17 protein-coding genes are annotated in these 24,278 nt (G+C 71.3%); 4 read left to right on the forward strand and 13 right to left on the reverse strand.

The window, feature by feature from the left end:
• Positions 1–3 precede the first annotated feature (3 nt).
• From hydA to ACNAW0_RS05605, 4 genes are all read right to left on the reverse strand, one after another.
• Positions 4–1,407 carry a dihydropyrimidinase gene (gene hydA / locus ACNAW0_RS05590; protein WP_416286624.1) on the reverse strand — a complete coding sequence of 468 codons (1,404 nt, stop codon included), beginning with the start codon at positions 1,405–1,407 and terminating at the stop codon, positions 4–6.
• 31 nt (positions 1,408–1,438) lie between these two features.
• The gene (locus ACNAW0_RS05595) at positions 1,439–2,281 is read right to left on the reverse strand and encodes a nitrilase-related carbon-nitrogen hydrolase (RefSeq protein WP_416286625.1); all 843 of its coding nucleotides are present in this window, start codon (positions 2,279–2,281) and stop codon (positions 1,439–1,441) included.
• Positions 2,278–3,834 carry an NCS1 family nucleobase:cation symporter-1 gene (locus ACNAW0_RS05600; protein ID WP_416286626.1) on the reverse strand — a complete coding sequence of 519 codons (1,557 nt, stop codon included), beginning with the start codon at positions 3,832–3,834 and terminating at the stop codon, positions 2,278–2,280. The genes ACNAW0_RS05595 and ACNAW0_RS05600 overlap by 4 nt, the downstream gene beginning before the upstream one ends.
• Before the next feature lie 245 nt (positions 3,835–4,079).
• Positions 4,080–5,684: a PucR family transcriptional regulator gene (locus ACNAW0_RS05605; protein WP_416286628.1), complete on the reverse strand. Its 1,605-nt coding sequence runs from the start codon at positions 5,682–5,684 to the stop codon at positions 4,080–4,082.
• Between the two features lie 128 nt (positions 5,685–5,812).
• On the opposite strand from ACNAW0_RS05605, the gene ACNAW0_RS05610 reads away from it, so the two are divergent.
• A complete protein-coding gene (locus tag ACNAW0_RS05610; protein ID WP_416286629.1) occupies positions 5,813–7,117 on the forward strand; it encodes an aspartate aminotransferase family protein in 1,305 nt (434 codons plus the stop codon).
• Positions 7,114–8,604, forward strand: a complete 1,491-nt coding sequence (locus ACNAW0_RS05615) for a CoA-acylating methylmalonate-semialdehyde dehydrogenase (RefSeq protein ID WP_416286630.1) — start codon at positions 7,114–7,116, stop codon at positions 8,602–8,604. Before ACNAW0_RS05610 ends, ACNAW0_RS05615 begins: the two co-directional genes overlap by 4 nt.
• 81 nt (positions 8,605–8,685) lie before the next feature.
• On the opposite strand, the gene ACNAW0_RS05620 is transcribed toward ACNAW0_RS05615, so the two are convergent.
• From ACNAW0_RS05620 to ACNAW0_RS05660, 9 genes are all read right to left on the reverse strand, one after another.
• Positions 8,686–9,039, reverse strand: coding sequence for a hypothetical protein (locus ACNAW0_RS05620; protein ID WP_416286631.1), 354 nt, complete (start codon positions 9,037–9,039; stop codon positions 8,686–8,688).
• A gap of 9 nt (positions 9,040–9,048) precedes the next feature.
• On the reverse strand, positions 9,049–9,306 hold the full coding sequence (locus ACNAW0_RS05625) for a hypothetical protein (protein WP_416286632.1): 258 nt from the start codon (positions 9,304–9,306) through the stop codon (positions 9,049–9,051).
• A gap of 3 nt (positions 9,307–9,309) precedes the next feature.
• Positions 9,310–10,185 carry an alpha/beta fold hydrolase gene (locus tag ACNAW0_RS05630; protein ID WP_416286633.1) on the reverse strand — a complete coding sequence of 292 codons (876 nt, stop codon included), beginning with the start codon at positions 10,183–10,185 and terminating at the stop codon, positions 9,310–9,312.
• 47 nt (positions 10,186–10,232) lie between these two features.
• Positions 10,233–11,519: an erythromycin esterase family protein gene (locus ACNAW0_RS05635; RefSeq protein WP_416286674.1), complete on the reverse strand. Its 1,287-nt coding sequence runs from the start codon at positions 11,517–11,519 to the stop codon at positions 10,233–10,235.
• A 518-nt stretch (positions 11,520–12,037) separates the two neighbouring features.
• Complete coding sequence (locus tag ACNAW0_RS05640) at positions 12,038–13,627, reverse strand: ABC transporter permease (RefSeq protein WP_416286634.1); 1,590 nt, start codon at positions 13,625–13,627, stop codon at positions 12,038–12,040.
• Positions 13,624–14,547, reverse strand: a complete 924-nt coding sequence (locus ACNAW0_RS05645) for an ATP-binding cassette domain-containing protein (RefSeq protein ID WP_416286635.1) — start codon at positions 14,545–14,547, stop codon at positions 13,624–13,626. Before ACNAW0_RS05645 ends, ACNAW0_RS05640 begins: the two co-directional genes overlap by 4 nt.
• Before the next feature lie 5 nt (positions 14,548–14,552).
• Positions 14,553–15,236, reverse strand: a complete 684-nt coding sequence (locus ACNAW0_RS05650) for a TetR/AcrR family transcriptional regulator (protein ID WP_416286636.1) — start codon at positions 15,234–15,236, stop codon at positions 14,553–14,555.
• Between the two features lie 139 nt (positions 15,237–15,375).
• Positions 15,376–17,184 (reverse strand): glycoside hydrolase family 15 protein, encoded by a 1,809-nt coding sequence (locus ACNAW0_RS05655; RefSeq protein ID WP_416286637.1) that lies wholly within the window; start codon positions 17,182–17,184, stop codon positions 15,376–15,378.
• An 88-nt stretch (positions 17,185–17,272) separates the two neighbouring features.
• Positions 17,273–17,716 (reverse strand): hypothetical protein, encoded by a 444-nt coding sequence (locus ACNAW0_RS05660; RefSeq protein WP_416286638.1) that lies wholly within the window; start codon positions 17,714–17,716, stop codon positions 17,273–17,275.
• Positions 17,717–18,319: 603 nt separating this feature from the next.
• Here ACNAW0_RS05660 and ACNAW0_RS05665 point away from each other — a divergent pair.
• Both ACNAW0_RS05665 and ACNAW0_RS05670 read left to right on the forward strand, forming a co-directional pair.
• Positions 18,320–19,177 carry a DUF4132 domain-containing protein gene (locus ACNAW0_RS05665; RefSeq protein WP_416286639.1) on the forward strand — a complete coding sequence of 286 codons (858 nt, stop codon included), beginning with the start codon at positions 18,320–18,322 and terminating at the stop codon, positions 19,175–19,177.
• Positions 19,174–24,228, forward strand: a complete 5,055-nt coding sequence (locus ACNAW0_RS05670; protein WP_416286640.1) for a hypothetical protein — start codon at positions 19,174–19,176, stop codon at positions 24,226–24,228. The genes ACNAW0_RS05665 and ACNAW0_RS05670 overlap by 4 nt, the downstream gene beginning before the upstream one ends.
• The last annotated feature ends 50 nt before the right edge of the window (positions 24,229–24,278 follow it).

The raw sequence follows: 24,278 nt of genomic DNA on the forward strand, positions 1-24,278 counted from the left end.
TCGTCAGACCAGGTACTGGCAGAGGTCGCGCTTCAGGAACGTGCCGTGTCCGGCCGCGCCGTGGAAGGCGTTGTCGTCGACGAGGACCCGACCGCGGGACAGCACGGTGGAGACCTTCCCGGTCAGCTCCATGCCCTCGTACGCGGAATAGTCCACGTTCATGTGGTGGCTGCTCGCGGAGATGGTCTGCCGGGCCGTCGGGTCGTACACGGTGATGTCCGCGTCCGCGCCGGGCGCGATGACGCCCTTGCGTGGGTAGAGGCCGAACATCCGGGCGGGGGTGGTGGAGCTGATCTCCACCCAGCGTGGCAGCGTGATCTCGCCGCGTACGACGCCCTGGTAGAGCAGGTCCATCCGGTGCTCGACGCCCGGCATCCCGTTCGGGATCTTGGAGAAGTCGCCTCGGCCCAGTTCCTTCTGGTCCTTGAAGCAGAACGGGCAGTGGTCGGTGGACACCAGCGACAGGTCGTTGGTGCGCAGGCCCCGCCACAGCTCGGCCTGGTGCTCCTTGGGCCGGAGCGGGGGAGAGGCGACGTACTTCGCGCCCTCGAAGTCGGGCCCACCCAGGTCGTCCAGGGACAGGAACAGGTACTGCGGGCAGGTTTCGGCGAACACGTTCTGGCCGGTGTCGCGGGCGCGGGTGACCGCGTCGAGGGCGTGCGCGGCGGACAGGTGCACGATGTACAGCGGCGCGCCGGTGACCTTCGCCAGGGTGATCGCCCGCGAGGTGGCCTCGCCCTCCAACTCTGGCGGCCGGGTCAGCCCGTGCTGCACCGGGTCGGTGTGCCCGCTGGCCAACGCCTGCGCGACGAGCTGGTCGATGGCGATGCCGTTCTCCGCGTGCATCATGATCATCGAGCCGGTGTCGCGGGCCTTCTGCATCGCCCGCAGGATCTCCCCGTCGGTGGCGTAGAAGACCCCGGGGTACGCCATGAACATCTTGAAGGTGTTTACGCCCGCGTCGATGCAGGCCTCCATCTCCTTCAGCGAGGTGTCGTTGACGTCCGAGATGATCATGTGGAACGCGTAGTCGATCGCGCAGTTGCCGTCGGCCTTGCTGTGCCACTTGTCCAGCGCGGACAGCAGTGAGGTGCCCTTGGCCTGCACCGCGAAGTCGACGATCGTCGTCGTGCCGCCCCAGGCCGCCGCGATCGTGCCGGTCTCGAAGGTGTCCGCCGAGAACGTGCCGCCGAACGGCATCTCCATGTGGGTGTGGCCGTCGATGCCGCCCGGCACCACGTACTTCCCGGCAGCGTCGATCACCCGCTCGGCGCCGGACGCCCACTGCTGCGCCAGATCCGAGTCCGGCGCGGCGAGCGCCGCGATCCGCTCGCCCTCCACCAGCACGTCTGCCGGATAGGCCCCGGTTGCGTTGGCGACTGTTCCGTTGCGGATGACGATGCTCATGCCGACGCCTCGCTTCGCTCGCTACGCTCGCTCACGGCTTCACCAGCGATTCGTAGGTCTCGGGCCGGCGATCGCGGTAGAACGCCCACAGGTCGCGTACCTCGGCCAGCTTGTCCATGTCCAGGTCGCGGACGACGACCTCCTCCTCGGTGTCCGACGCCGCGTCGCCGACCAGCTGCCCGCGCGGGTCGACGAAGTAGGACTGACCGTAGAAGTCGTTGTCGCCCAACGGCTCCACTCCGACCCGGTTGATCGCCCCGACGTAGTACTCATTGGCGACCGCGGCGGCCGGCTGCTCCAGCCGCCACAGGTACTGCGACAGGCCGCGGCTGGTGGCGGAGGGGTTGAACACGATCTTCGCGCCGGCCAGCCCCAGGGCGCGCCACCCCTCCGGGAAGTGCCGCTCGTAGCAGATGTAGACGCCGATGCGGCCCACGGCGGTGTCGAACACCGGATAGCCCAGGTTGCCAGGCCGGAAGTAGAACTTCTCCCAGAACCCCTTCACCTGCGGAATGTGGTTCTTCCGGTGCTTGCCGAGGTAGGTGCCGTCGGCGTCGATCACCGCGGCGGTGTTGTAGTAGACCCCCGGCTGCTCCTGCTCGTACATCGGCACGATCAGGACCACCCCGTGCTGCTCGGCGACCTCGCGCATCAGCGCCGTCGTCGGCCCGTCCGGGATCGCCTCCGTGTACGAGTAGTAGTCGGCGTCCTGGACCTGGCAGAAGTACGGGCCGTAGAACAACTCCTGCAGGCAGACCACCTGCGCGCCCTGCGACGCGGCGCTGCGGATCGCCTCCACCGCGTTCGCGATCATGGACTCCTTGTCGCCGGTCCACTTCTGCTGTACGAGCCCGGCTCGGATGATGTTGCTCATCTGACCTCCTTCTTGGCGTGGCTGCCGTGCAGCACCGACAGCGCCAGATAGATCACGAACGCGCCGACCAGACCGGCGACCCAGCTGTAGTCGTAGAGTGGCTTGAGGAACGGGATCAGCCCGTCGGACGGGAACGGACCCGTGCCGGGCGCGGAGTACGCGCCGCCCACGGCGAGGAGCGCGCCGACGACGGTGGCGACGACTGCCGTCCAGCTCCAGCCGCCGGCGAACCAGTACCGGCCCTCGGGGCGGTAGAGAGCGGGCAACTGCAGGCGGGTGCGGTGGCGGACCCAGTAGCCGGCAATGAGCACGCCGGCGACCGCGCCGAGCAGGCCGCCGTAGAAGCCGAGCCAGACGAAGATGTAGATGTTCGGGTCCTGCACCAGGCGCCAGGGCTGGATCAGGATGCCGAGCACCCCGGTGATCAGGCCGCCGGTCCGGAAGGTGACCAGTCGGGGTGCCGCGTTGGAGAAGTCGTACGCCGGGCTGACCGTGTTGGCTGCCACGTTCACCGACAGCGTGGCCACCACCACCGTGAACAGGCCGAGGGCGACGACCAGTGGGTTCTCGAACTTCGCGGCCAACTGGATCGGGTCCCAGATCGCGTCGCCGTAGATCACCGCCGTGCCCGAGGTGATCACGATCGACAGGATGGCGAAGAACGACATCGTGGTGGGCAGGCCCAGGATCTGCCCGTACACCTGCTGCCGCTGGCTGCCGCCGAACCGGGTGAAGTCCGGGATGTTCAGCGACAGGGTCGCCCAGAACGCGATCATCGCCATCAGCGACGGCGCGAACAGCTTCCAGAAGTCGGCGCCCCAACCCAGCTTGGACGGCTGGGACAGGATCGGACCGGGCCCGCCCGCCTTGATCAGCACCCAGATCAGCAGGGCGACGGCGACCACGATGACGAACGGCGCGGCCCAGTTCTCGAAGCGGCGCAGGGTGTCCATGCCGCGCCAGATGATCGCCATCTCGATCGCCCAGAACAGCAGGAACGACGCCCACAGCGTCCACGGGTAGTCCATGACCTTCGCCGCGTCGACCCACCAGGAGCCCAGCAGCTTGCCGGCGATCGCGTAGATCGCCTCGCCGCCGATCCAGGTCTGGATGCCGAACCAGCCGCAGGCGATGAAGGCGCGCAGCAGGGCCGCGAGGTTGGCGCCACGGACGCCGTAGAACGCGCGGGCGAAGACCGGGAACGGGATGCCGTACTTCGTGCCCGCGTGGCTGTTCAACAGCATCGGGATCAGCACCAGCAGGTTGCCCAGGGTGATGGTGAGGAACGCTTGCACCCAGTTCATGCCGAGCTGGATGAGCCCGGCCGCGAGCAGGTAGCTGGGGATGTTGTGCGCCATCCCGACCCACAGCGCCGCGAAGTTGTACGTGGTCCAGGTGCGCTTCTCGATCGGTACCGGGGCGAGTTCGACGTTGAAGTAGCGGCTGCCGGCGATGGTGGAGAAGTCGCGCAGCTCCACCCGGCCATCCGGATGGGTGATCTGGGTGCCCGGCTCGACCGTGGTGGCTTCGGAGGGCAGGGGTTCGACGGTCATCGGTGTCACCTCCCTGTTGCGCTGTCGCAACAGGCGCCGGGCAACCGGCGCGCGTGCTGCGGATGGGGGCGGAACAGCACGATCTTTATTCCGGAATGGTGAGTGTCGCGGGCCCGCCACGGGCAGTGGCAAAGTGTCCACGCTTGCCATGATCAGGGCACACTGTGTCCAAACGCACGGCCACAGCGATCGTGTCAATCCGCGCGCTGGACGGATTCCGGCCGCCTACCCGGTCCGGTGCCCCGTCAGGCGTCGTCGAGGTCGTGCACCAGCAGCGCGACGTAGAGCGACAGCATCGACTCCGAGTCCTCCAGCGAGACTCCGAGCACCTGCGCGATCCGCGCCAGCTGTTGGTAGTACGCCGTCCGTGACACGTGCGCGGCGGCGGCCGCCGCCGACTTGTTCCCGCCCTGCTCGCAGAAGCAGCGCAGCAGCTCCACCAGCCGGCTGTGGTGGTTGGCGTCCCGCGCCAGCAGCGGCCCCAGTTCCCGGTCCGCGAAGGCCCGGACCCGCTCGTCGTCGCGCAACAGGTGCAGCAGGCCGCGCAGGCGCACGTTTTCCAGCCGGTGGTAGAGCTGCGTGCCGGGGCTGCGCAGGGCCGCTCCCGCCACGTGGGCGGCCTCACCGAGGCTGCGGCGTACCTCGGCGACGTGCGACACGGTGGTGCCGACCGCCACCAGGACCGGGCCGGCCGCGGATCGGTGCACCTCCCGGGCCAGCCGGCGCAGCACCGCGTCGATCCCGGCCTGCGCGGGCAACGACAACAACGCCCGCACCGTGGTGTCGTCCACGACACCCACCAGGGCGGGCACCGCCACCCGCCGCGCCGCCAACGCGGTCGCCTCGGCGAGGTCGCGCAACACCTCCTGGGTGGCCAGCGCGGGAGCCCGGGGCACCATGGTCGCCGGCCGGATCGCCATCCCGACCAGCTGGCGCCGGTCGAGGCCGACCCCCAGGGCCGCCGCCCGGGCGGCCAGATCCGGCGGCGGTACGGCCTGACCGAGCAGCTGCGCGAGCAACATGCGGTGTGTCTGCCGCTCCAGGCTCTCCCGGTCCCGCGCCACGAGCCGGTGCACCGCCAGCGCCGACGCGGCCCGCTCGGCCACCACCACGTCCCGGTGCGGTGGCGGATCCGGCGACAGCAGGACCAGCCGCCCCCAGTCGGCGCCCTGCGCGCCGACCATGGTGACCAACCAGCCGGCCTCCTCGTCGTAGGCGGTCCGCTCGGGCGCGGCCACGGATCGGGACCGCTGCCCCCAGTCGGACAGCAGATCGGTGGGATCCCGGCCGGCCGCGTCGTACGCGAGCACCTCGTGCCCCAGCGTCTCCAGCACCACCGGCAGCCCGGAGATCCGGGCCACCTCGCGCAGCACCTCCGCCGGCTCGGCACCGGCCACGGTGAGCGACGTGAACGTCTCGTGCACCTGCTCGGCGGCCCGCAACTCGGCGAGCTGCGCGTCGACGATCAGCGCCACCACCGCCTCGGTGACGGACACGAACGGCGTCTCCTGCGCCAGCGTGATCAGCGGGAGCCGGTGCCGGTTGGCCGCCGCCACGAGCGGCTCGGGCAGCTGGTCGCTCCACCGCCGGACCAGCTCGATCACCAGCCCCGCCGCGTGCACCGCGGCCAGGTCGTCCACGTACCTCGTCAGCGCCGCGGCCTCGTCCGGCAGCGCGATGCCGGTGGTCAGCACCAGCTCCCCGCCGCGCAGCAGGTGCGCGATGTCGGCCACCTCCGCCACGTGGACCCAGCGCACCCGGCCCTGCATGCCGGCCGACCCGGCCACCACCTGCGGTTTCCCACGCCGGATCACCGGCAGTGCGATGGCTTCTGCGACGGAGGGATACATCGCGGCCCCCTACCAGGGAAATGCACACAACGTAATGGCAGGGCGACCACAGCGGTACAGGTTGCGCGTAGCGGTTGCACAACGATTGCCGCCACACTCGCCCTGGAGACGAGTTACGGGAGGACGCCATGGCCCACCGCGACCTGCTGGCCAGACACCGATCCGTGCTGCCGAACTGGCTGGCGTTGTACTACGAGCAGCCCATCGAGATCGCCAGGGCGCACGGCCGCCGGGTGACCGACCACGAGGGACGGACCTACCTCGACTTCTTCGCCGGCATCCTCACCAACGCCATCGGCTACGACGTCGCCGAGATCAGCGACGCCATCCGGTCGCAGGTCGACACCGGCGTGCTGCACTCGTCCACGCTCTACCTGATCAAGTCGCAGGTCGAACTCGCCGAGAAGATCGCGGAGCTGTCCGGCATCCCGGACGCCAAGGTGTTCTTCACCAACTCGGGCACCGAGGCGAACGAGACCGCGCTCATGCTCGCCACCCAGCACCGCCGCAGCGAACAGGTGCTCGCGCTGCGCAACTCGTACCACGGCCGTGCCTTCGCCACCGTCGCGATCACCGGCAACCGCGGCTGGTCGGCCAGCGCGCTCAGCCCGATCAAGGTGAGCTGGGTGCACGGCGGCTACCGCTACCGCAGCCCGTTCCGGGACCTGCCCGACGCGGACTACATCAGGGCCTGTGTCGCCGACCTGCGCGAGGTCATCGAGACGACCACCGCCGGCGACGTCGCCTGCATGATTGTCGAGCCGATCCAGGGGGTCGGCGGCTTCGCCACCCCACCTGACGGGTTGTTCGGCGAGTTCAAGAAGGTGCTCGACGAGTACGGCATCCTCCTCGTCTCCGACGAGGTGCAGACCGGCTGGGGGCGTACCGGCGAGCACTTCTGGGGCATCCAGGCGCACGGCGTCGTGCCGGACGCGATCACCTTCGCCAAGGGATTGGGCAACGGCCTCGCGATCGGCGGCGTGGTCGCCCGGGCCGACCTGATGGACTGCCTGCGCGCCAACTCGATCTCCACGTTCGGCGGAAACCCGCTGGCCACCACGGGCGCGCTGGCGTCGCTGAACTATCTGCTGGAGCACGACCTCCAAGCCAACGCCGCGCAGCTGGGCGCCCGGCTGCTCGACGGCCTGCGCGCGGTCGCCGCGACGCATCGGGTGGTCGGCGACGTGCGCGGCAAGGGCCTCATGATCGCGCTGGAGTTCGTCGGACCCGACGGCGAGCCCCATCCGGCGGCCGCCGCCGCCCTGCTCGAGGAGACCCGCGAACGCGGCCTGCTCGTCGGCAAGGGCGGCCTGTACGGCAACGTGATCCGCCTGGCCCCGCCGATGACCCTGACCAGGGCCGAGGCGGACGAGGCCCTGGAGATCCTCACCCAGTCGATTGAGGCCGTGGCCAAGGAGGTGCAAATCCGATGAGGACCACCCACTGGATCGGCGGCAAGCCGTGGCACGGCGTCGCCGACCGCACCGGGGACATCTACGACCCCGCCACCGGCCAGGTCTCCGGGCAGGTCGACTTCGCCACCGCCGCCGTCGTCGACGAGGCGGTCGCCGCCGCCCGCGAGGCGTACACCCGATGGCGCACCGTGTCCCTTGCCAAGCGGACGAGTGTGCTGTTCGCCTTCCGGGAGCTGCTCAGCGCCCGCCGGGCCGACCTCGCTGCCATCATCACCGCCGAACACGGCAAGGTGCTCTCCGACGCGGCGGGGGAGATCCAGCGCGGGTTGGAGAACGTCGAGTTCGCCTGCGGCATCCCGCAGCTGCTCAAGGGCGGATACAGCGAGAACGTCTCGACCCAGGTCGACGTGTACGCCATCCGGCAGCCCCTCGGCGTGGTCGGCGTGATCTCCCCCTTCAACTTCCCGGCCATGGTGCCGCTGTGGTTCGTGCCGAACGCCATCGCGTGCGGCAACACGGTGGTGCTCAAGCCGAGCGAGAAGGACCCGTCTGCGGCGAACTTCCTGGCGGAGCTGTTGGCGGAGGCCGGGTTGCCGGACGGGGTGTGCAACGTGGTGCACGGCGACAAGGAGGCGGTCGACCGGATCCTCGAACATCCCCACGTCAGGGCCGTCTCGTTTGTCGGCTCCACCCCGATCGCCCGCTACGTCTACGAGACCGGCACCCGGCACGGAAAGCGGGTGCAGGCGCTCGGCGGGGCGAAGAATCACATGGTCGTGCTGCCCGACGCCGACCTCGACCTGGCCGCCGACGCCGCCGTCTCCGCCGGCTTCGGCTCGGCCGGCGAACGCTGCATGGCCATCTCCGCCGTAGTGGCGGTCGATCCGGCCGGCGACGACCTGGTCGCCAAGATCGAAGAGCGGATGGCCGCGCTGCACGTCGGCGACGGCCGCCGCCCCGGCTGCGAGATGGGGCCGTTGGTCACCGGCGCGCACCGGGACCGGGTGACGGCGTACCTGGACGCCGGCCGGGCCGCCGGGGCGCAGCTCGTGGTCGACGGGCGGAACCACCCGATCGACGGCGAGCCGGGCGGCTTCTGGCTCGGGCCGACCCTGTTCGACCATGTCGCCACCGACATGTCCATCTACACCGACGAGATCTTCGGGCCGGTGCTCTCGGTGCTGCGGGTGCCCAGCTACGACGCGGCGGTCGAGCTGGTCAACGCCAACCCGTGGGGCAACGGCACCGCCATCTTCACCAACGACGGCGGCGCGGCCCGCCGCTACCAGAACGAGATCGAGGTCGGCATGGTCGGGGTGAACGTCCCGATCCCGGTCCCGGTGTCGTACTACTCCTTCGGCGGATGGAAGGACTCCCTGTTCGGCGACGCCCACGCGTACGGGCCGGAGGGGGTGAACTTCTTCGTCAGGTCCAAGGTGGTCACCAGCCGCTGGCTCGACCCGTCCCACGGCGGGGTCAACCTCGGCTTCCCGCAGAACCACTGATCACCGTCCCCGACCATGCCGGCGGCGATCCGGGCGTCAGGCCGGGCCGCCGCACGGGGCCGATAAGAGGTAGTCGGACAGCTACCCGCGACTCTGCCGGGGCCTTGGGGTCGGGCGGCTCGGTTCTGCCCCGGCTCGGCGCAGCGCCTGCACGATCCACTCGTGGGGAGGAGTGCCGCGGAGCCCGTCGTCCGTCGCGTATACGCGGCACATCAGCCCGTACGCGGTCCGACTGGCCGCGTCCGGGTCAACGTCGACGCCGTTGACCCGCACTGTCGGCGAGCCCAGGAAGCGCTCTACCCGGGCTTCCTCCTCCGACTCGATGCGACGGTGGATGATCGTTTCCTCAATGTCGACAGCAGCGAGGAGCGACCGTATCCGCCCCTCCAGGCCCTCATGGTTGGGGCAGCCGTCGAAGTACAGGATTTCGATCATTGGCCCACCCTAACCTCGGCCGAGCCGGTGTTGTGTGGCTCGCAGGGCGGGCGGCGAGATGTCGAGGACGGACACGTCACGGAACCCACGTTCGAGCAGGCGGTCGACGAGCACGGAGGAGCCGGCGCCGACATCGAGGATCGGATCGTCTGTGCCGACATTCGCGGCGCTGAGCAGGTCCAGCGACAACGTGGGCTCGGGCTGGAACCAGCTGACCTCGGTGGTTCGCTTCTGCTCGTAGACGCTGGTCCAATGCTCGGCAGTCACGGGTCAGCCCGCGTCCAGCACCTCGCGCAGCCTTGCCGCGAACTCGTCGGGCTTGCCTGCGTAACCGAACTGACCACCAAGGAAGCCGCCGTGGTGGCTGGGGAACACCGCGGCCTCCTGGCCGAGCAACGCCGCGGTGCCTACGGCCGTACGCGCGGTGTACGTTCCCGCCGACTCCTCGCCGACCGCGATCACGATCCGGGTCGGTGCCGCGGTGAGCACGCTCGCGTCGGGGCGGTAGTCGGTGATCGCCCACGAGTTCTTCGACAGCAGCGGATCGTCGCGGGTGCCGTCGTCGTCGGTCGACATGCCGAACATCGCCGGATCGGGCGCGGGCTGGGCGAAGTAGGCATCAGTGAACTCGCCCTGCCAGGACGTCATCGCGATGAACGCGGCCATGCCGGCACCGGTGCCCTTCGCCTGGTATGCCTCGTGGAAGGCGGCCCGGGCGCGCTCGGCGCCCGTGGCGTCCGGGAGCACAGCGTTGATCGGCGGCTCGTGCGCCACCAGCGTGACGACGTCGCCGGGGTGGGCCGCGACCAGTTCGAGTGCGGTCACCGCACCGCCGCTGCTGGCGAACACGTCGACCGGACCGGCGCCGAGCGCCTCGATCAGCAGGTGCAGGTCGGCCGCCTGGTGCTGGGGCGTGTGGTCGGACCGGCCGTCCTTGCGGATGCTGCGGCCCAGGCCGCGCGGGTCGTAGGTGACGACTGTGCGGTCCGTGAAGTGTGCGGCGAGCGCTTCGAAGCCCTCCGCCGTCATCGGCTGGCCGATCATGAGCAACGCGGGGCGCCCGCCGGACGGGGGCAGCGGGCCGCGAACGTCGTAGACCAGGTCGACGCCGGGCGCGGCGAGGATGTGCGTCTTCGTTTCCGTCATGTCGGTGAGACTACGGCGAGCCCCCGACATGGTCCGCAACGCCGCCGTCAGACGCCGGACGGATACGTCTCGGGCTCGGCCAGGCTGGTGGGCCGCACGCGCAGCGGCCGGACCGCCTGGGTTTCGTCGATCCAGCAGAAGGCGTCGTAGCGGTCGCCGAGCACCGTCGGTACGTAGTTGCCGAGGCTCTCCCGCTCCGGGTGGTAGACGACGCCGATCGCCCGGTGGTCGAGCTCGTCGGTGAGCACGTCGGGCTTGCCGTCGCGCGGGAAGACGAACAGGGCCTGCGCCGGCGCGGCGCCGTGCAGGGCCTCCTCCAGGGAGTGCCGGCGGCCCGGTGGCACCGCCATCACCTCCATCGGCGCACCCCAGGCGTCACCGGCGACCACGGTGCCGTGGTGGGTGCCGAAGCCGACCAACACGACCTGGTCCGGACCGTACCGCTCCCGGGCGAGCTGGCCGATGTTGACCTCTCCGGCGTCGGCCATGTCGGTCGCGCGGGCGTCCCCCACGTGGGTGTTGTGTGCCCAGACGACCGCCTTCGACCCCGGCCCGTAGTGCCGCAGCAGCCGGTCGAGGGTGTCGTCCATGTGCCGGTCGCGGACGTTCCACGACTCCCGGCCACCGCGCGCCATCGTCCGGTAGTAGCGCTCGGCCCCGGCGACGATCTCGGCGTTCTGCCACGCCCCGAAGCGGCCCGCGCCGCCGGCCACGGCCCGCTCACGCAGCCCGACGAGCAGGTCCACCACCTCGTTCTCGCAGTTGTTCGGTACGAATCGGGTCGCCAGCGCGTACCGTTGCGGGTCCTCGTCGTACGGCTGGAAGCAGCGGTACGCGGCCAGCGCCGCCGGCACCTGCTCCGGGTCGTGCTCCTGCAGCCAGGTGATGATCTCGCGTAGCGACTCCCACAGCGAGTACACATCCAGACCGTGGAACCCCGCGCGGTCCGGCTCGTCCGCCCTCGCGTTGCGGGTACGCAGCCAGCGGGTGAAGTCGATGACCTCCTCGTTGGCCCACATCCACGTCGGCCAGCGCTCGAAGGTGCCGAGCGCGTCGCGCGGGTCGCTGGGCGCGCCGGCCTGGCAGCGGACGCTGCGGTCCACCCGGTCGCAGTCGGGCCAGTCGCCCTCCACGGCGACGAACGAGAAGCCCTTCTCCTCGATCAGCCGCCGGGTGAGCGCCGCGCGCCAGGTGTAGAACTCGTGCGTGCCGTGGCTCGCCTCGCCGAGCATCACCACCCGGGCGTTCCCGATCCGGTCCAGCAGCACGTCCAGGTCACCTGGGTCGGCCAGCGGCGCTGCCAGCCCGGTCACCTCGTCGTCGTAGCGTCCCATCTTCACCCCCGCCGCCTCAGGTCCCGGCCCGTTGTCACGCCCTGGCGTACCCGGCCCGACATCGGCCATGCGAGCCACTGCGGCTGGTCGCGGCGCTAACCATGCGGGCCGAACGGGGCAACGGCGACAAAGGTGCGCGTGAGCTGCGAAAGGCCTCTCCAAGCAGGCCTTTCATTGGTCGTGGCGACAGTTCAGCGGGGGACATGTCGTGGCCGGGTGTGCATGATCAAGCCGCACCCGGCCACATCACTCACACCACGCTTGCGCCGAACCGTTGGCCGTCGAACTCGTGGACGCGAACGTTCACGACCGTGCCGATCTCGGCCTTGGCGCTGCGCACGAGCCCGTGCACGCCGGCCGGAGTCTCGACGAAGAAACGCCCCAGCTCGTGACGCGATTCCTCCCGGCCCTGAAGGACCGGGACTCCTCGCCAAGTTATGTTGACGGCCCTGAGAGAAGCCGGCTTCGTCGTGGGCGAGCGCCACGGGCACGAAATCGCCCCTCGCTCCGGCCCGTGTTCACGCCACCGGCATGTCCCTGCGGCGCAGCCCGGCGAGCCCGGCCGCGCCCAGGGCGACCGCGATGACGGTGAGCCACAGAATCGGCGCCACGGTGAACCCGGAGCCGGGCAGCTTCGGCACGTGCGCGAACGGGGTGAGGTCCACGATCCACTGGCTCAGCCCGAACAGCGCGCCGAGTTCAACGAGCAGGACGGACAGGATGAGCGCGGCCCACGCCAGCGCGCTGAGCCGCGGTACCAGGCCGATCAGCGCGGTTCCGAATCCGGCCAGCACCCAGGCGGCCGGCAGCTGCACCAGCGCGGCGCCGAGCAGTCGCCCGACCTGCCCGCCGATGTCGTGGACCTGCGCACCGTACACGAGACCGCCCGCGACGCCCGACAGGGCCAGCAGCAGCGCCGTGCCCAGCAGCGCGAACGCCAGGTGGCTCATCGCCCAGCGCAACCGGCCGACGCGTGTGGCCAGCAGCGCCTCGACCCGCCCGCTGCTCTCCTCCTGGCGCAGTCGCAGCGTCGCCTGGACCGTGTAGGCGGCGGCGACCATGCCGGTGATGCCGAAGATCGCGGCGAGGAACGCGTCGGTGAGGCCGCTGCGCCCGCCCATCCGGGTCAAGATGTCGGTCAGCTGCTGGTTCGGCGACTTCAGGTCCCCGATGCCAGCGGCGGCGCCGCCCATGACGGCCCCGGTCAGCGCCAGCCCGATGGCCCAGCCGAGGAGCAGGCCGCGATGCAGCCGCCAGGCCAGCGCAAGCGGGCTGCGCAGGGCGGGGGAGGCCGCGGCGGGCCCGGGCCGCTCCGGAAGCAGGCCCGCACCCACGTCACGGCGATGCACGAGCGCGTACCCGAGCGTGGCGAAGACAGCCGCGACCCCGACGAACAGCGCGGCGATCCACCATCGTTCACCGGCGTACGGGCGCATGTGCAGCGCCCAGCCGGTCGGCGACACCCAGCTCAGCCAGGTCGGCCCGGTGTCGCCGACGGCGCGCAGCAGGTAGGTGCCGCCCAGGACGGCGCCGGCGATGCCGCTGGCCGTCCGGGCGCTCTGGGTGAGCTGCGCGGACGCCGCCGCGATCGCGGCGAACAGCATGCCGACAAGGCCGGTCGCGAGGCCGAACGCCGCCGAGCCGGCGGCCGGCAGCCCGGCCGCCATCAGCCCGAGGGTGCTCAGCACCGCGATGGCCAGGTTCGCCAGCGCGGTGACGAGCAGGGCGGCGGTGAGCGGTGCATACCTCCCGATCACCGTGGCGCGGATGAGCTCCAGCCGGCCGGTCTCCTCCTCGGTCCGGGTGTGCCGCACGACCGTCAGCAGGCTCATCAGCGCCACCAGGATGAACTCGGTCACGCCGATCTTCCACGCGGTGAGCCCACCGATCGATACGCCGAACAGCGGGCCGCTCATCGCGACGAGCGACGGGTTGGTGAGCACGGCGCTCACCGCGTGCAGGTCCTCCTCGGTCGGGTAGAGCTTGACGTAGTTGGCCGCGGTCCCCATCGGCATCACCGCGAGCCCGAGCACCCACACGGTCAGCCGGACGCGGTCGAGCCGCAGCGCCAGCCGCATCAGGGCGTACGTGCCGGTCAGCGAGTTCACCGGGCCACCCCCGACCGCTGCTTTCCGACGGCCTGCGTCCGGTCGTAGTGGCGCAGGAACAGCTCTTCGAGGGTCGGCGGCTGGCTGGTCAGGTTCCGGATGCCTACGGTGGTGAGTTGCCGCAGCACCGCGTCGAGCGCGGCGGTGTCCACGGTGAAGCGCACGGTGCCGTTGTGGATCTGCAGGTCGTGCACGCCGGGCAGCGTGTCCAGGCCGGCCGCCGGCCCGGCGAGGTCGACCTGGATGGAGGTGCGGGTCAGGTGCCGCATCTCGGCGAGCGTGCCGGTCTCGACCGCCCGGCCCTCGCGGATGATGGTGACCCGGTCGCAGAGCGCCTCGACCTCGGCGAGGATGTGGCTGGACAGCAGCACAGTGCGGCCGGCGCGTTGCTGCTCTTCGCGGATCACCTGGCGGAAGACCTCCTCCATGAGCGGGTCGAGGCCGGAGGTGGGCTCGTCGAGCATGAGCAGGTCGACGTCGGAGGCGAGGGCGGCGATGAGGGCGACCTTCTGTCGGTTGCCCTTCGAGTAGGTCCGGCCCTTCTTGCTCGGGTCGAGGTCGAAGCGCTCCAGCAGCTCGGCGCGGCGCTTGGTGTCGAGGCCGCCGCGGAGCCGGCCGAGCAGGTCGATGACCTCGCCGCCCGACAGGTTGGGCCACAGTGTGACGTCGCCGGGCACGTAGGCGAGGCGGCGGTGCAGTTCCGTGGCGTCGCGCCACGGGTCGCCGCCGAGCAGCCGGGCGGTGCCGGCGTCGGCGCGTAGCAGCCCGAGCAGGATGCGGATGGTGGTGGACTTCCCCGCGCCGTTGGGTCCCAGGAAGCCGTGCACCTCCCCGGCCTGCACGGCTAGATCGAGCCCGTCGAGCGCACGGGTGCGCCCGAACGTTTTGACCAGTGCGTCTGCGCGGATCGCCTCGGTCATGATCCTCATGCTCCTTCGGCCCCGGGGTCGGTCCCCGCGGCGGTAGGCGGATTGGGTGCCCGCAGCGGCTCCATCGCCCGGCGGGCCTTGGCGACGAATTCGGAGTCGAGTAGCGGATGGGAGTAGAAGTCGGCCAGTGCGCTGGCCATGCGCAGGTGCCCGTCGGTGGTGAAGACGTCAACGCCCAGCGCGCGGGACACGTGGTCGTGCATCGCGAGGATCCCGGACTGCATGCCGACGAGCACTGCGGCGAATGCCCGGTAGTCCTCGGTGACGTCCGGCGCGTGCTTGCTGATCCACTGCTCGGTCAGCACCACCATGTCGTCGAACATCGCCGCGGCGCTGGGCGAGCCGTCGAGCAATGCCCGGGTGACGTACTTGTACAGCAGCACGATCGCTGGATGGACCGACGGCAGGAAGGCGGGGTTGGCCACCTTGTCCTCGAGGAAGAGTTCCTCCTTGATTTTCACGAGTCGGTCCAGCACGTAGCCGTCGCAGGCCTCGCGCAGCGCGTCCTTGGATCCGAAATGGTGCCGAAGCAGGCCCGGTGACACGCCCGCCTGCGCGGCGATGTCGCGGACCGTCGTGCCGTCGATGCCACGCTCGGCGAACAGGCGGATCGCGGCGTCCCTGATCCGCGCCCGAGCGGTCAGGTCCTCGAACGCCGGATCGCCAACCGGGCGTCCCATCACCTGCAACCCCCTTGTACAGACGTACGGTGTGCTACCCAACTCGGTAGTCAACTATACGCACGTATAGTGCCTCCGCAAGATGCCTCGGGCAGGTGTCTGGTCGGCGGAGGTGACGGTGACGGGCGTTTCCCGGCCGTCAGGTCTCGGGACCAATCGCCGGGGCGTCTCGAATCGCGAGTGCGGCTTGGATGAGCGCGGCGTGGGTCAGCGTCTGGGGGTAGTTGCCGATGTGGGCGCCCGTCGTGGGGTCCATCTCCTCGGCGTAGAGGCCGAGTGGGCTGGCGTGGTCGAGCATGGTCTGGAACAGCTCGACCGCCTCGCTGAGGCGTCCGGTGCGGGCGAGGGCTTGAACGAGCCAGAACGAGCAGGGCAGGAATGCGCCCTCTCCGCCGGGGATGCCGTCACGTCCCGGCGGGTAACGGTAGAGGAGCGGATCGCCGGCGGAGAGCCTGTCCCGAATGGCGTCGATGGTGCCGTGCACACGGGGCGATTCGATGCCGTCCATATTTAGCAGCGGCAGGACGAGTAGGGCCGCGTCGAGGTCCTGGGAGCCGTAGCTGCGGACGTAGCTGCGCGCCGCTGAATCGAAGCCGTACGTCCGGACCTCGGCGGCGATGGCGTCTCGTGCTTTCTGCCAGGCTCGGCGTTGGCGCTCCGGCAGCGGGTGAGTGTCGGCGATGCACAGGGCTCGGTCCAGGGCGAGCCAGCCCATGAGCTTGGAATGTACGTGTTGGGAGGGTGTGCGGACCTCCCAGATGCCGGCGTCGGGTTCCTGCCAGCAACGAGCGACCAGATCGGCGAAGCCGCGCACCGCCCGCCACGTCTCCGCGTAGAGGCGGTGCCCCGTCTGCGCGAACGCCCAGGCGGCGTCGATCACCCAGCCGTAGCCGTCGAGCTGGTGTTGGCCGGTGGCGCCGTTGCCGGTCCGCACCGGGACGCTGTCGAGATAGCCGGGCCAGCCGGGCAGTTCCCGTTCCGCCGGTACGTGGCGGCCGTGCAGGGTGAACACTGCCGGCAGGCGTGGCCGCTGCAGCCGGCTGGCGTACAACAGCCACGCGAGGAAACCGTGGGCCTCCTCCGGCTTGCCGACGCTGAGGAAGGCGCTGACGCCGATGCTGGCGTCACGGGGCCAGACATAGCGGTAGTCCCAGTTGCGTACCCCGCCGGGATCCTCCGGCAGGGATGTTGTGGGTGCGGCCACCGGGGCTTGCGAGGGCGAGTAGGTCAACAGTCGCAGGGTCAGCAGGCTTCGTGCCACCTGTTCCCGGAAAGGCAGTGATCGGTCGATTTCAGCCGTCCAGGCCCGCCACCGGTTCTCGTCCTCGAGGAGCAGTTCCCAGGCCGCTGCCGGCTCGACATGGATCAGAGGTTCGCGGTGGACCACGGCCAGCACGAGGGTGACCGGATGGTCCGGCCTGACCATGATCGAGGTGGGCCGACCCGGTTCGATGGTGAGCTTGGGCGCGCTGTCCAGAGAGACCGCGAGCGATCCCCACTCACACACCAGGGCCTGGCGCCGCCGGTGGACTCGGGGCCGGCGGTGCCGTACGCCGAGGCGGGGGTCGAACTCGACGACGGCGTCGACCGCTGCCTCCTCGGCCGACAGCCGACGCACGATCAGTGTCGCTGGCAGCAGACGACCGCTGACCTCGGCCACCATGCCCTCGGTGAGGGTGAGGCGGCCGCTGCCCACCGCCCAGGTCGTCTCGAGTGTGGCGGTGTGCTGCCGGTAACGCCGTTCGACGACCGCGGCCGGCCGGGCCGGGCCGACCCGGAACGTTCCCGCCTCCGGGCCCCCGACCAGCCGGCCGAACAGGGGCTCACCGTCGAAGCGGGGCACGCAGAGCCAGTCGAGTCGGCCGTCACTGGCGACAAGGGCAGCGGTGCGGGTGTCACCCAACAGGCCGTAGTCACTGATCGGCGCCGGGGGCGGAGGGCACGTCACGTCGGGCCCACCAGTCCTGGAGACCGCTTCCTACCGAACCGATCGGGGCGCTGGTGAGCGCAGCGCAACAGGCGGGGACAAACGCGGGTCAGTCGGGCTTGAGGAGTAGTCCGAGGACGACCCCGAACATGACGTGGACGACGGCCGTGACCGCGGGAGTCTGGACGCCGTAGTTGAGGGCAAACAGGCCGGGTGGCTCCAGCACGGCCGTGCTGGCCGGGCCCGCCCGCTGCGAGGCCATACGCGGGTGAACACCCGGGAGCAGCGGCAGGAGCACCGTCAGCGCGATCCCGACGTGAAGCATCCCGAGCAGCGCCCCGATCCACCAGGTGGCGCGGTGCAGCAGGGCGAACGTGGCCGCGTAGCCGAGGGCGAAGCCCTGACCGGCACCGAGGTGCATGAAAAACCCGACGACCCGGGCCCGGTCGGGATCCTCGGTGACGAGGGTCCCGAGTACCAGGGGAAGGTCGAGACGAGTGAAACCGGCCAGCTGAGCAGCGATCAGCGCTGCGGTGAGCGCGGTAGTGGCCACCAACCCGAACAGTGCCCATCCGGCCCAGTCCATTTCAGCAGTGGTCGACGCCGCGGACGTGCCGCGCGAGGATCCGGCCGGCGCGGGCGGCACAAGCGCCGGCGATGCCTGGTCTCCGCGCCGTCGGCGCGCGGCACGGCGACGTCCTCTGAGTCATCGGTCCATCCCTCGGCTGGGCAACGTGAAGATCCTACTGGTCTGACCGTCATGTACGCCCCGTACGCCTATGCGACTATCGTGGCGGTTCCGGGCTTTTCACCATAAGCCACCGGGCCTGTGAGGTCGGCCCGCTCGCCGAGATGCATCCGGGCCAGGTCGTCGCGTTTCCTCGGCGCGCGGCGGGGCGTCCGGCTGCCATGGTGTGACCTAGGTCACTGCCTCGCCTTCCGTCGGGCCGCGCCTGACCATTCACGGTGCACCGGAGATGGCCGGACCTGCGCCTTCCGCGGAGCCCGTCCTTCTCGTCCCGCCGGCCCTGACCGCGGAGCCCCGCCGCTCTGTCCCCTGTCGTGTCGGTCATTACTGTTAGCGTGCCCTGCGTTGATGATCGTGGCCGATTCCTCACGAAATCTAGTTAATTTGCCACTGCGGAGGGTGTTCCTGATGGGCTGGCTATCGATGGGAGATTCGTACGAGATCTCTCTCGTGGACGGAAAGGTGGCGGCCCGGTCCGCCGGCCCACGGGCCACCGGCCGTCCATTGAAGACTCTGCCGAAGGCGCTGCGGGACAACCCCGAGGTGGACCGGTTGCGCCAGGTCGCCCAGTGGCTGGACCGGCACACGGCGGAATGCCTGGCCCGGGTCGACGCCTGGGTGATGTCCTCGCTGCCGGTGCCGACCGGGCTGCTGGCGCGGATCTGGCCGGACCCGGCCTGGCGGGACGCGCTACGCGATCTCGTGGTGCTCGGGGACGACCCGGCCGAGCCAGGCTTCCTGCGGGACGTCGCCGACACCGATGACCTCCGCGTGGTCAACCTCGACGGGGAGACCGTGCGGCTCTCGCCGGCCAGCGTCACGCTGCCCCACCCGGTGCGCCTGCCCGACCTGGCCGACCTGCGCGAATTTGCCGACGAACTGGACGTCACCCAGCGGGTCGAGCAACTGCACCGGGGCACCTGGGGCAAACCCACCAACCTGAAGGACCGCGACACCACGATCACCGACTTCCGCGGTACCACGGTCCCCAACCGGCTGGCCGCCCGGGCCGCCGCACTCGGCCTCCAGGTCTCCCGCTCGCAGGTCAAGTGCCGGGTCTGGGAGGCCGGTCGCACGGTCGAGGCTGCCATGTGGTTCGACGAGGACTACTGGGACTCCGAGGCGACTCTGGGCACCCTCTCCTGGTCGGTCGTGGATGGACCGACGCTGCGGCTGACCGAGGTCGGGCCGGTGGCCTGGTCGGAAGGAATGCGGATGGCGACGGCCCTGTCCGGCGTCGTGACCGGAACGGGGAAGAAGGCATGACTTCGGACGAAAGCTCAGCCGAGAGCCTGCTGGCCGCCGGCGCGGTCCTGCCGACCGGCACCGCCGGGGCCGGCGACCGGGCGGTGCCCCTCACCGCCCGCACCTACCGGCACCCCGCCCTCGACGACCGGCCGGTGGTCCGCCTGGTCGACGCCGCCCTCGGCGAGGGCGAGGACATGGCCGTCGGGTTCCTCGGCCTGACCCCGTGCGCCGAGCCGGCCGTCGTCGGGCTGGGCCCACGCCGCTCGTTGGCCTTCCCCGAGTGGGTGCTGGTACACCACCCGGCGGACGGCCGGCACGCGTTGGCGGTCGTGCCGGAGCTGCAGAAGCTGGCCAAGCAAATCCGGTCGCGGCCGAAGGCCGCGCTGGACGGGCACCAGATCGTCGCCGACCGGTTCGCCCGCACGATGCCACACTTCCTGCCGACGTTCTTCGAGCAGGCGGCGCGGGTGTTCCTGGCCGCCGGGCAGGACACCTACGCGTCGCAGCTGTTCAACAAGGCACGCAAGGCGGAGGCGCAGCACGGCCTGCCGGTCGACCTGAACCGGCTGGACGAGGTCTACGTGGAGTTCGCGGCGGCCAAGGTGGTCTCCGCGACGGCGTTGGCCGGCTATGCGAAAGAGCTGTCCGCCCAGCTGCCGGCCGACGAGGCGCTGGACCGGTTCTGCCGGCTGGCGCTGCGGGCCGCGACCGCCGGAGTGGTGCCGTCCACGCAGTCGGCCACCGCGGTGAACCGGCTGGTGCGGACGGCCACCAAGGCCGCTGGAAAGGCCGGTGCCGCCGCCGTCAACGATCGTGCGGCGGCCTACCTGACCGAGCTGCTCCGGCTGCCGGTGGCCGCCGAGGCGCCCGCCGGCTGGTGGAAGGCGCACCTGCCGGCGGTGACGGCGTTGGCCGGCCGCGACCCGGCGATCCGCGGCAGCCTGCTCGACCTGATGCCCGCCGACCGGGACAACCTCGTCACGTGGCTGGCCCTGTTGACCGACACCGGTGCGCTCTCCGGGCTGTCCGACCCGGACGTGCCGGACACGGCGCGCCCGCACGACGGCTCCGTTGGCTGGCTGCGCCGCTTCGTGAGCCGGGCCAACTCCGGCTACTACCGCAGCCGGACACCGGAGCTGTACCCACTCGTCGAGCGGATGGCCGACCGGCTACGCGCCGAACTGGCCGACAGCGGCGAGACCCTCTCCGCCGACGGCGACCTGGACCTGCTCGACCTGCTGCTCGCCCTCGACCTGCCGGTGACCCCGCCAAAGGAGCACGACACCGTGGACCTGGCCCATTGGGTCAAGGTCGAGGGAGAGCGGGATCTGCTCGCCGTGGCCGGCGACGACCGGTTCACCGAGGCCCTCCGCCGGGGCCTCGACCAGCTCGACGACCAGCAGTACGTCCTGCGCCGGATGGCCGGGACGCCGGGCATCCGGCCGTTGCTGACCGACTGGCTGCGGACTCGGATCCGTGACCGGTTCGCCACCGGACTGCCGTACCTGCCGGAATCGGTGGACTGGCTGGGCAAGCTTCCGGTCGAGGCGCTGCGCCTGGTGTCCGACGACCTCGACCTGTCCGGTGACCCCGGCCCGGGCGGCGACCTCGGGCAGGCCCTCGGCGTTGACCTCGCCGAGCACGTCGCCCGCAGCCTGCGCGGCGGGATCATCGACGAGCTGGGCTGGCCGGACTGGGAGCTGGCCTGGCAGGAGGTGACCGGCGGCGACCGCCGGGTCGAGCTGACCCGGCAGGAAGCCTGGCCGTACGTGATCCTGGGCGGGCCGACCACCGTGCGGGTGCTCGGCGCCGAGGGCATCGTGCTCCGCCACGACCTGCGCATCCCGGCCGGCGACATGTGGGGCGAGCCCGGCTACCACTACGTCGACGGTCACCTGCTGGTCTACTGGGAGTCCCGGGCACTCGGCTACAACCTGCGCGGTTACTGGCACTCGTCGCCCGGCGAGCCGCAGCCCCTCCTCGGCGACACCCGCGGCCTCCAGCGGCGCAGGAACGAGACAACCCTGCCGCTGGCCGGCGGCGGGCGGACCACCGGCGGCGGCGTGCTGCACGTCGGTGACACCGCTGTCCCGTCCGAGCTGCCGGTCATCACCGACGGCACCTCTTACTGGGTCTACCGCCACAGCGAGGATGACGGCAACAACGGCTGGCACGAGTACGACCCGGCCAGCAACACCCACGGCCGGCGTAGCCTGCCCCGGTTCCTGACCGACCTCCCGGTCGGCGGAAGCCGCCTCCAGGAGTCCGCCAGCTGGCTGCGGCCAGCCCTGTCCGACCGAGCCACGCCGGCCGCCGTACCGGTGGACGGCCTGCTCGGCTGGCGGGTGGTCACCCTGCCGGACGGCTCGGTACGCGGCGAGGACCTGGCCGGTCGTACCGTCACCGTGGCCCCCGGACAGCAGCCGATCGCGGCGCTGGTGCTACCCGGCGACGACCGGCCGCGGGCCGTCCTCAAGGATTTCGTCCTGGTCGACCCGGACGGGGTGGTGTCGGCCGCCGCCGGACCGCCGTCGAGCCGGGACTACACCCCCGACGCGGTCCCGCTGCCGGGACAGAAGTTCATCGGCAACATGCTGCCCCGGGATCCGGTCGGCTCCACCGCCCTGCGCCGGATGGACCGGGACACCGCAGCCGCGCTGCTCAAGGTCGCCCTCGACGAACGCCGCGCCGCCCTGGCCGAAAAGGCCGCGCGGGCTGCGGCCCAGGCGGCAACCCGATCGGGGCTGACCGCGGCCACGCAGGCCGTCACCGGCCTTCCCGTCGCCGTACCGGCGTCCATGGTGAGCGCACCGGCCGGCACCTCCGGCTCCGGGCCCTCCACCACAGGCGAGGTCGACGAGGACGCGCTGGTCGAGCTGGTCCGCTCGACGCTGCCGGCGGTCAGCCACGACGCGGTGCTGGCCGGGGTGGCCGGGGTGCTGCGGCTGACCGCCCGGGTGCGCACCGACCTGGACGCGGTGACCGAGCGACTCAGCAGGTCGTGGTCCGCCCCGAAGGCGGCAGCGCCGGTGGCCACCGCTAGCGGACCCACCGACCAGCAGCTCAACCTGGCGCTGGACGGTCTGCGTGGCTCGGCCTACTGTGCGAACAACTCGACCCACACCTTCACCCAGTTCCAGGCGTTCGCCGCCCAGCGGTCCGCCACCACCGGGAGCGAACCCGCGGTACGGCTGCACCTCGACGGACCGCCCCTGCCGAACGCTCTGGGCTGGTGGCCCCTGCTCGGCGGTGTAGCGGCCGCCGCCTACCGGGCCGTCGCGGCGGTCACCCCCGACGAACACCGGAAGACGCTGCGCGCCCTGCTCACCGAACTGGACCGGCTCGACCTGAGCGCGGCGGCCGAACCGACCCGGTGGCGCCGGTTCACGCTGCACCTGCTCGACGGCGACCTGAGCAACCCCGACGGCACGCGTCGTTACCCCAGGCCGGGCATCCTGCCGTTGCCTGACGGTGCGTTCATCGCCGTCCTCACCTCCAACGGCACGGCCACCGGCTACTGCTTCGACGCGCTCTACCACGACCCGGCTGGGGTGTTCGCCGTGCCCGAGCCGTACACGGTGCAGTCCACGGCGCCGGTCGGCGACGAACGGCCCGCCGGCTGGCTGGCCGGTTTCCTCACCGAGTGGACCGCGCGCGGCCCGCTGCCCTGGCGGCCGGAAGCGGCCGAGCAGTTCGCCGAGCTGACCGGCGTCACCCCCACCGCCGCGAAGCTGGTGCTCGCCGGCCTGCCGTACGCGGACTCGGCGAACACCGTGCCGACCGAGCTGCGCAAGGCGCTCGGGATCAAGCAGGTCGGCGACGTCAAGCTGGCCTTCGGGATGCTGAACGAGGCCAGGCCGGCCCTCCGGCGGGCCGTGGTCTCGGCGCTGCTGCCGGACGACCCGGCCCGGCTGTGGACCGACGGTCCGGACGTGGCCGCGGCCGCGGCGGCCTGGAACGCCGCCCTGGGTCGCCGGGTGGTGGTGCCCGAAGGGCTGCTCGCCGAGGCGGTGCGCGCGATCCGAACCGGCTGGGGACCCGCGAAGGCGTTGCCGGCGCTGCTCGACCCGTCCGGTGCGGTCGAGTTGAGCACCGACCTGGCCTTCCAGATCAGGGGCGACCAGGCCCGGCAGGTCGACGGCCGAGCCGCGGGCTTCACCGGTGAGGTGCTGCGCTCCACGGTCGCACTGGCAGCCTGGGTCGCCCACCACACACCGGCCGGCGATCCGTGCCGGCTTGCCCTGCCGGCCGCACTGGCCGTGATCCGGGACCGGCTGGCCAACCCCGACCTGCTGCTCGACCTCGGCCGGTACGTCTCCCTGCCCGAGTTCCGCCAGGTGGCGGGCACCCCGTCGGAGACCGGCCCTGGCTGGGAACGGTACGGCGCCATCGTCCTGGCCACCCACGACAGCCAACCGTCGCCCGCGCTGCGGCCGGACCTGCTCGACGCCGACGCGTCGGACCCGTACCTGCCGGCGCTGCGCGAGGACGCGGCCAAGCCGTACCCGATGGAGGTGGCGCTGCGCCTGGTCCGCGACCCGCGGTTCGCGGCGCTGCTCGGCGATCCGGGGGAGCCGGACGGCGGCGCGCGGGCGGCGGATGGGACCTGGTGGCCGCAGGATCCGACCCGGTCGGTGCCGGAGCTGGTCGCCGAAGTGGCTGCGGAACACGGCCTGGGCGTCGACGCGGCGGCGGTGTACCTGATGCTGCTGGCCATGCCGGACCCGACCGACCGCAACACGGCGAAGTGGGCCGGCTGGAAGCCGGCCCGGCTGAAGGCGGCCCGCGCCGAACTGGCCGGCACCGACCTGGTCGTCGAGGCCAGCCGGTCCCGGGCCGGCCGGTCGCTGTTCCTGCCCGGCCCGTGGCTGGAGCGCGGCAGCGGGCAGGCACCGATCGAGGGCTGGAAGGTGAGCCTGTTCGACCTCGCACCCGACGGTACGGCCGGGCTCGGCGTGACCGTGCCGTTCGAACCGGTCGCGGACCTCTACCGGCGGGCCTGGCAACGCCTCCGTGACGGCGACCGGCCCCGGTTCGACAACCTGCCCACCCGCGGCACCCACCGCTGACCCCGGCCGCGGAGCGGCGGCTGTCCGCGACGACCGACCCGGCCGTCGCG

Origin of the sequence: Micromonospora sp. SL1-18 (genome assembly GCF_047921505.1) — a bacterium.
Taxonomy (GTDB): Bacteria; Actinomycetota; Actinomycetes; order Mycobacteriales; family Micromonosporaceae; genus Micromonospora.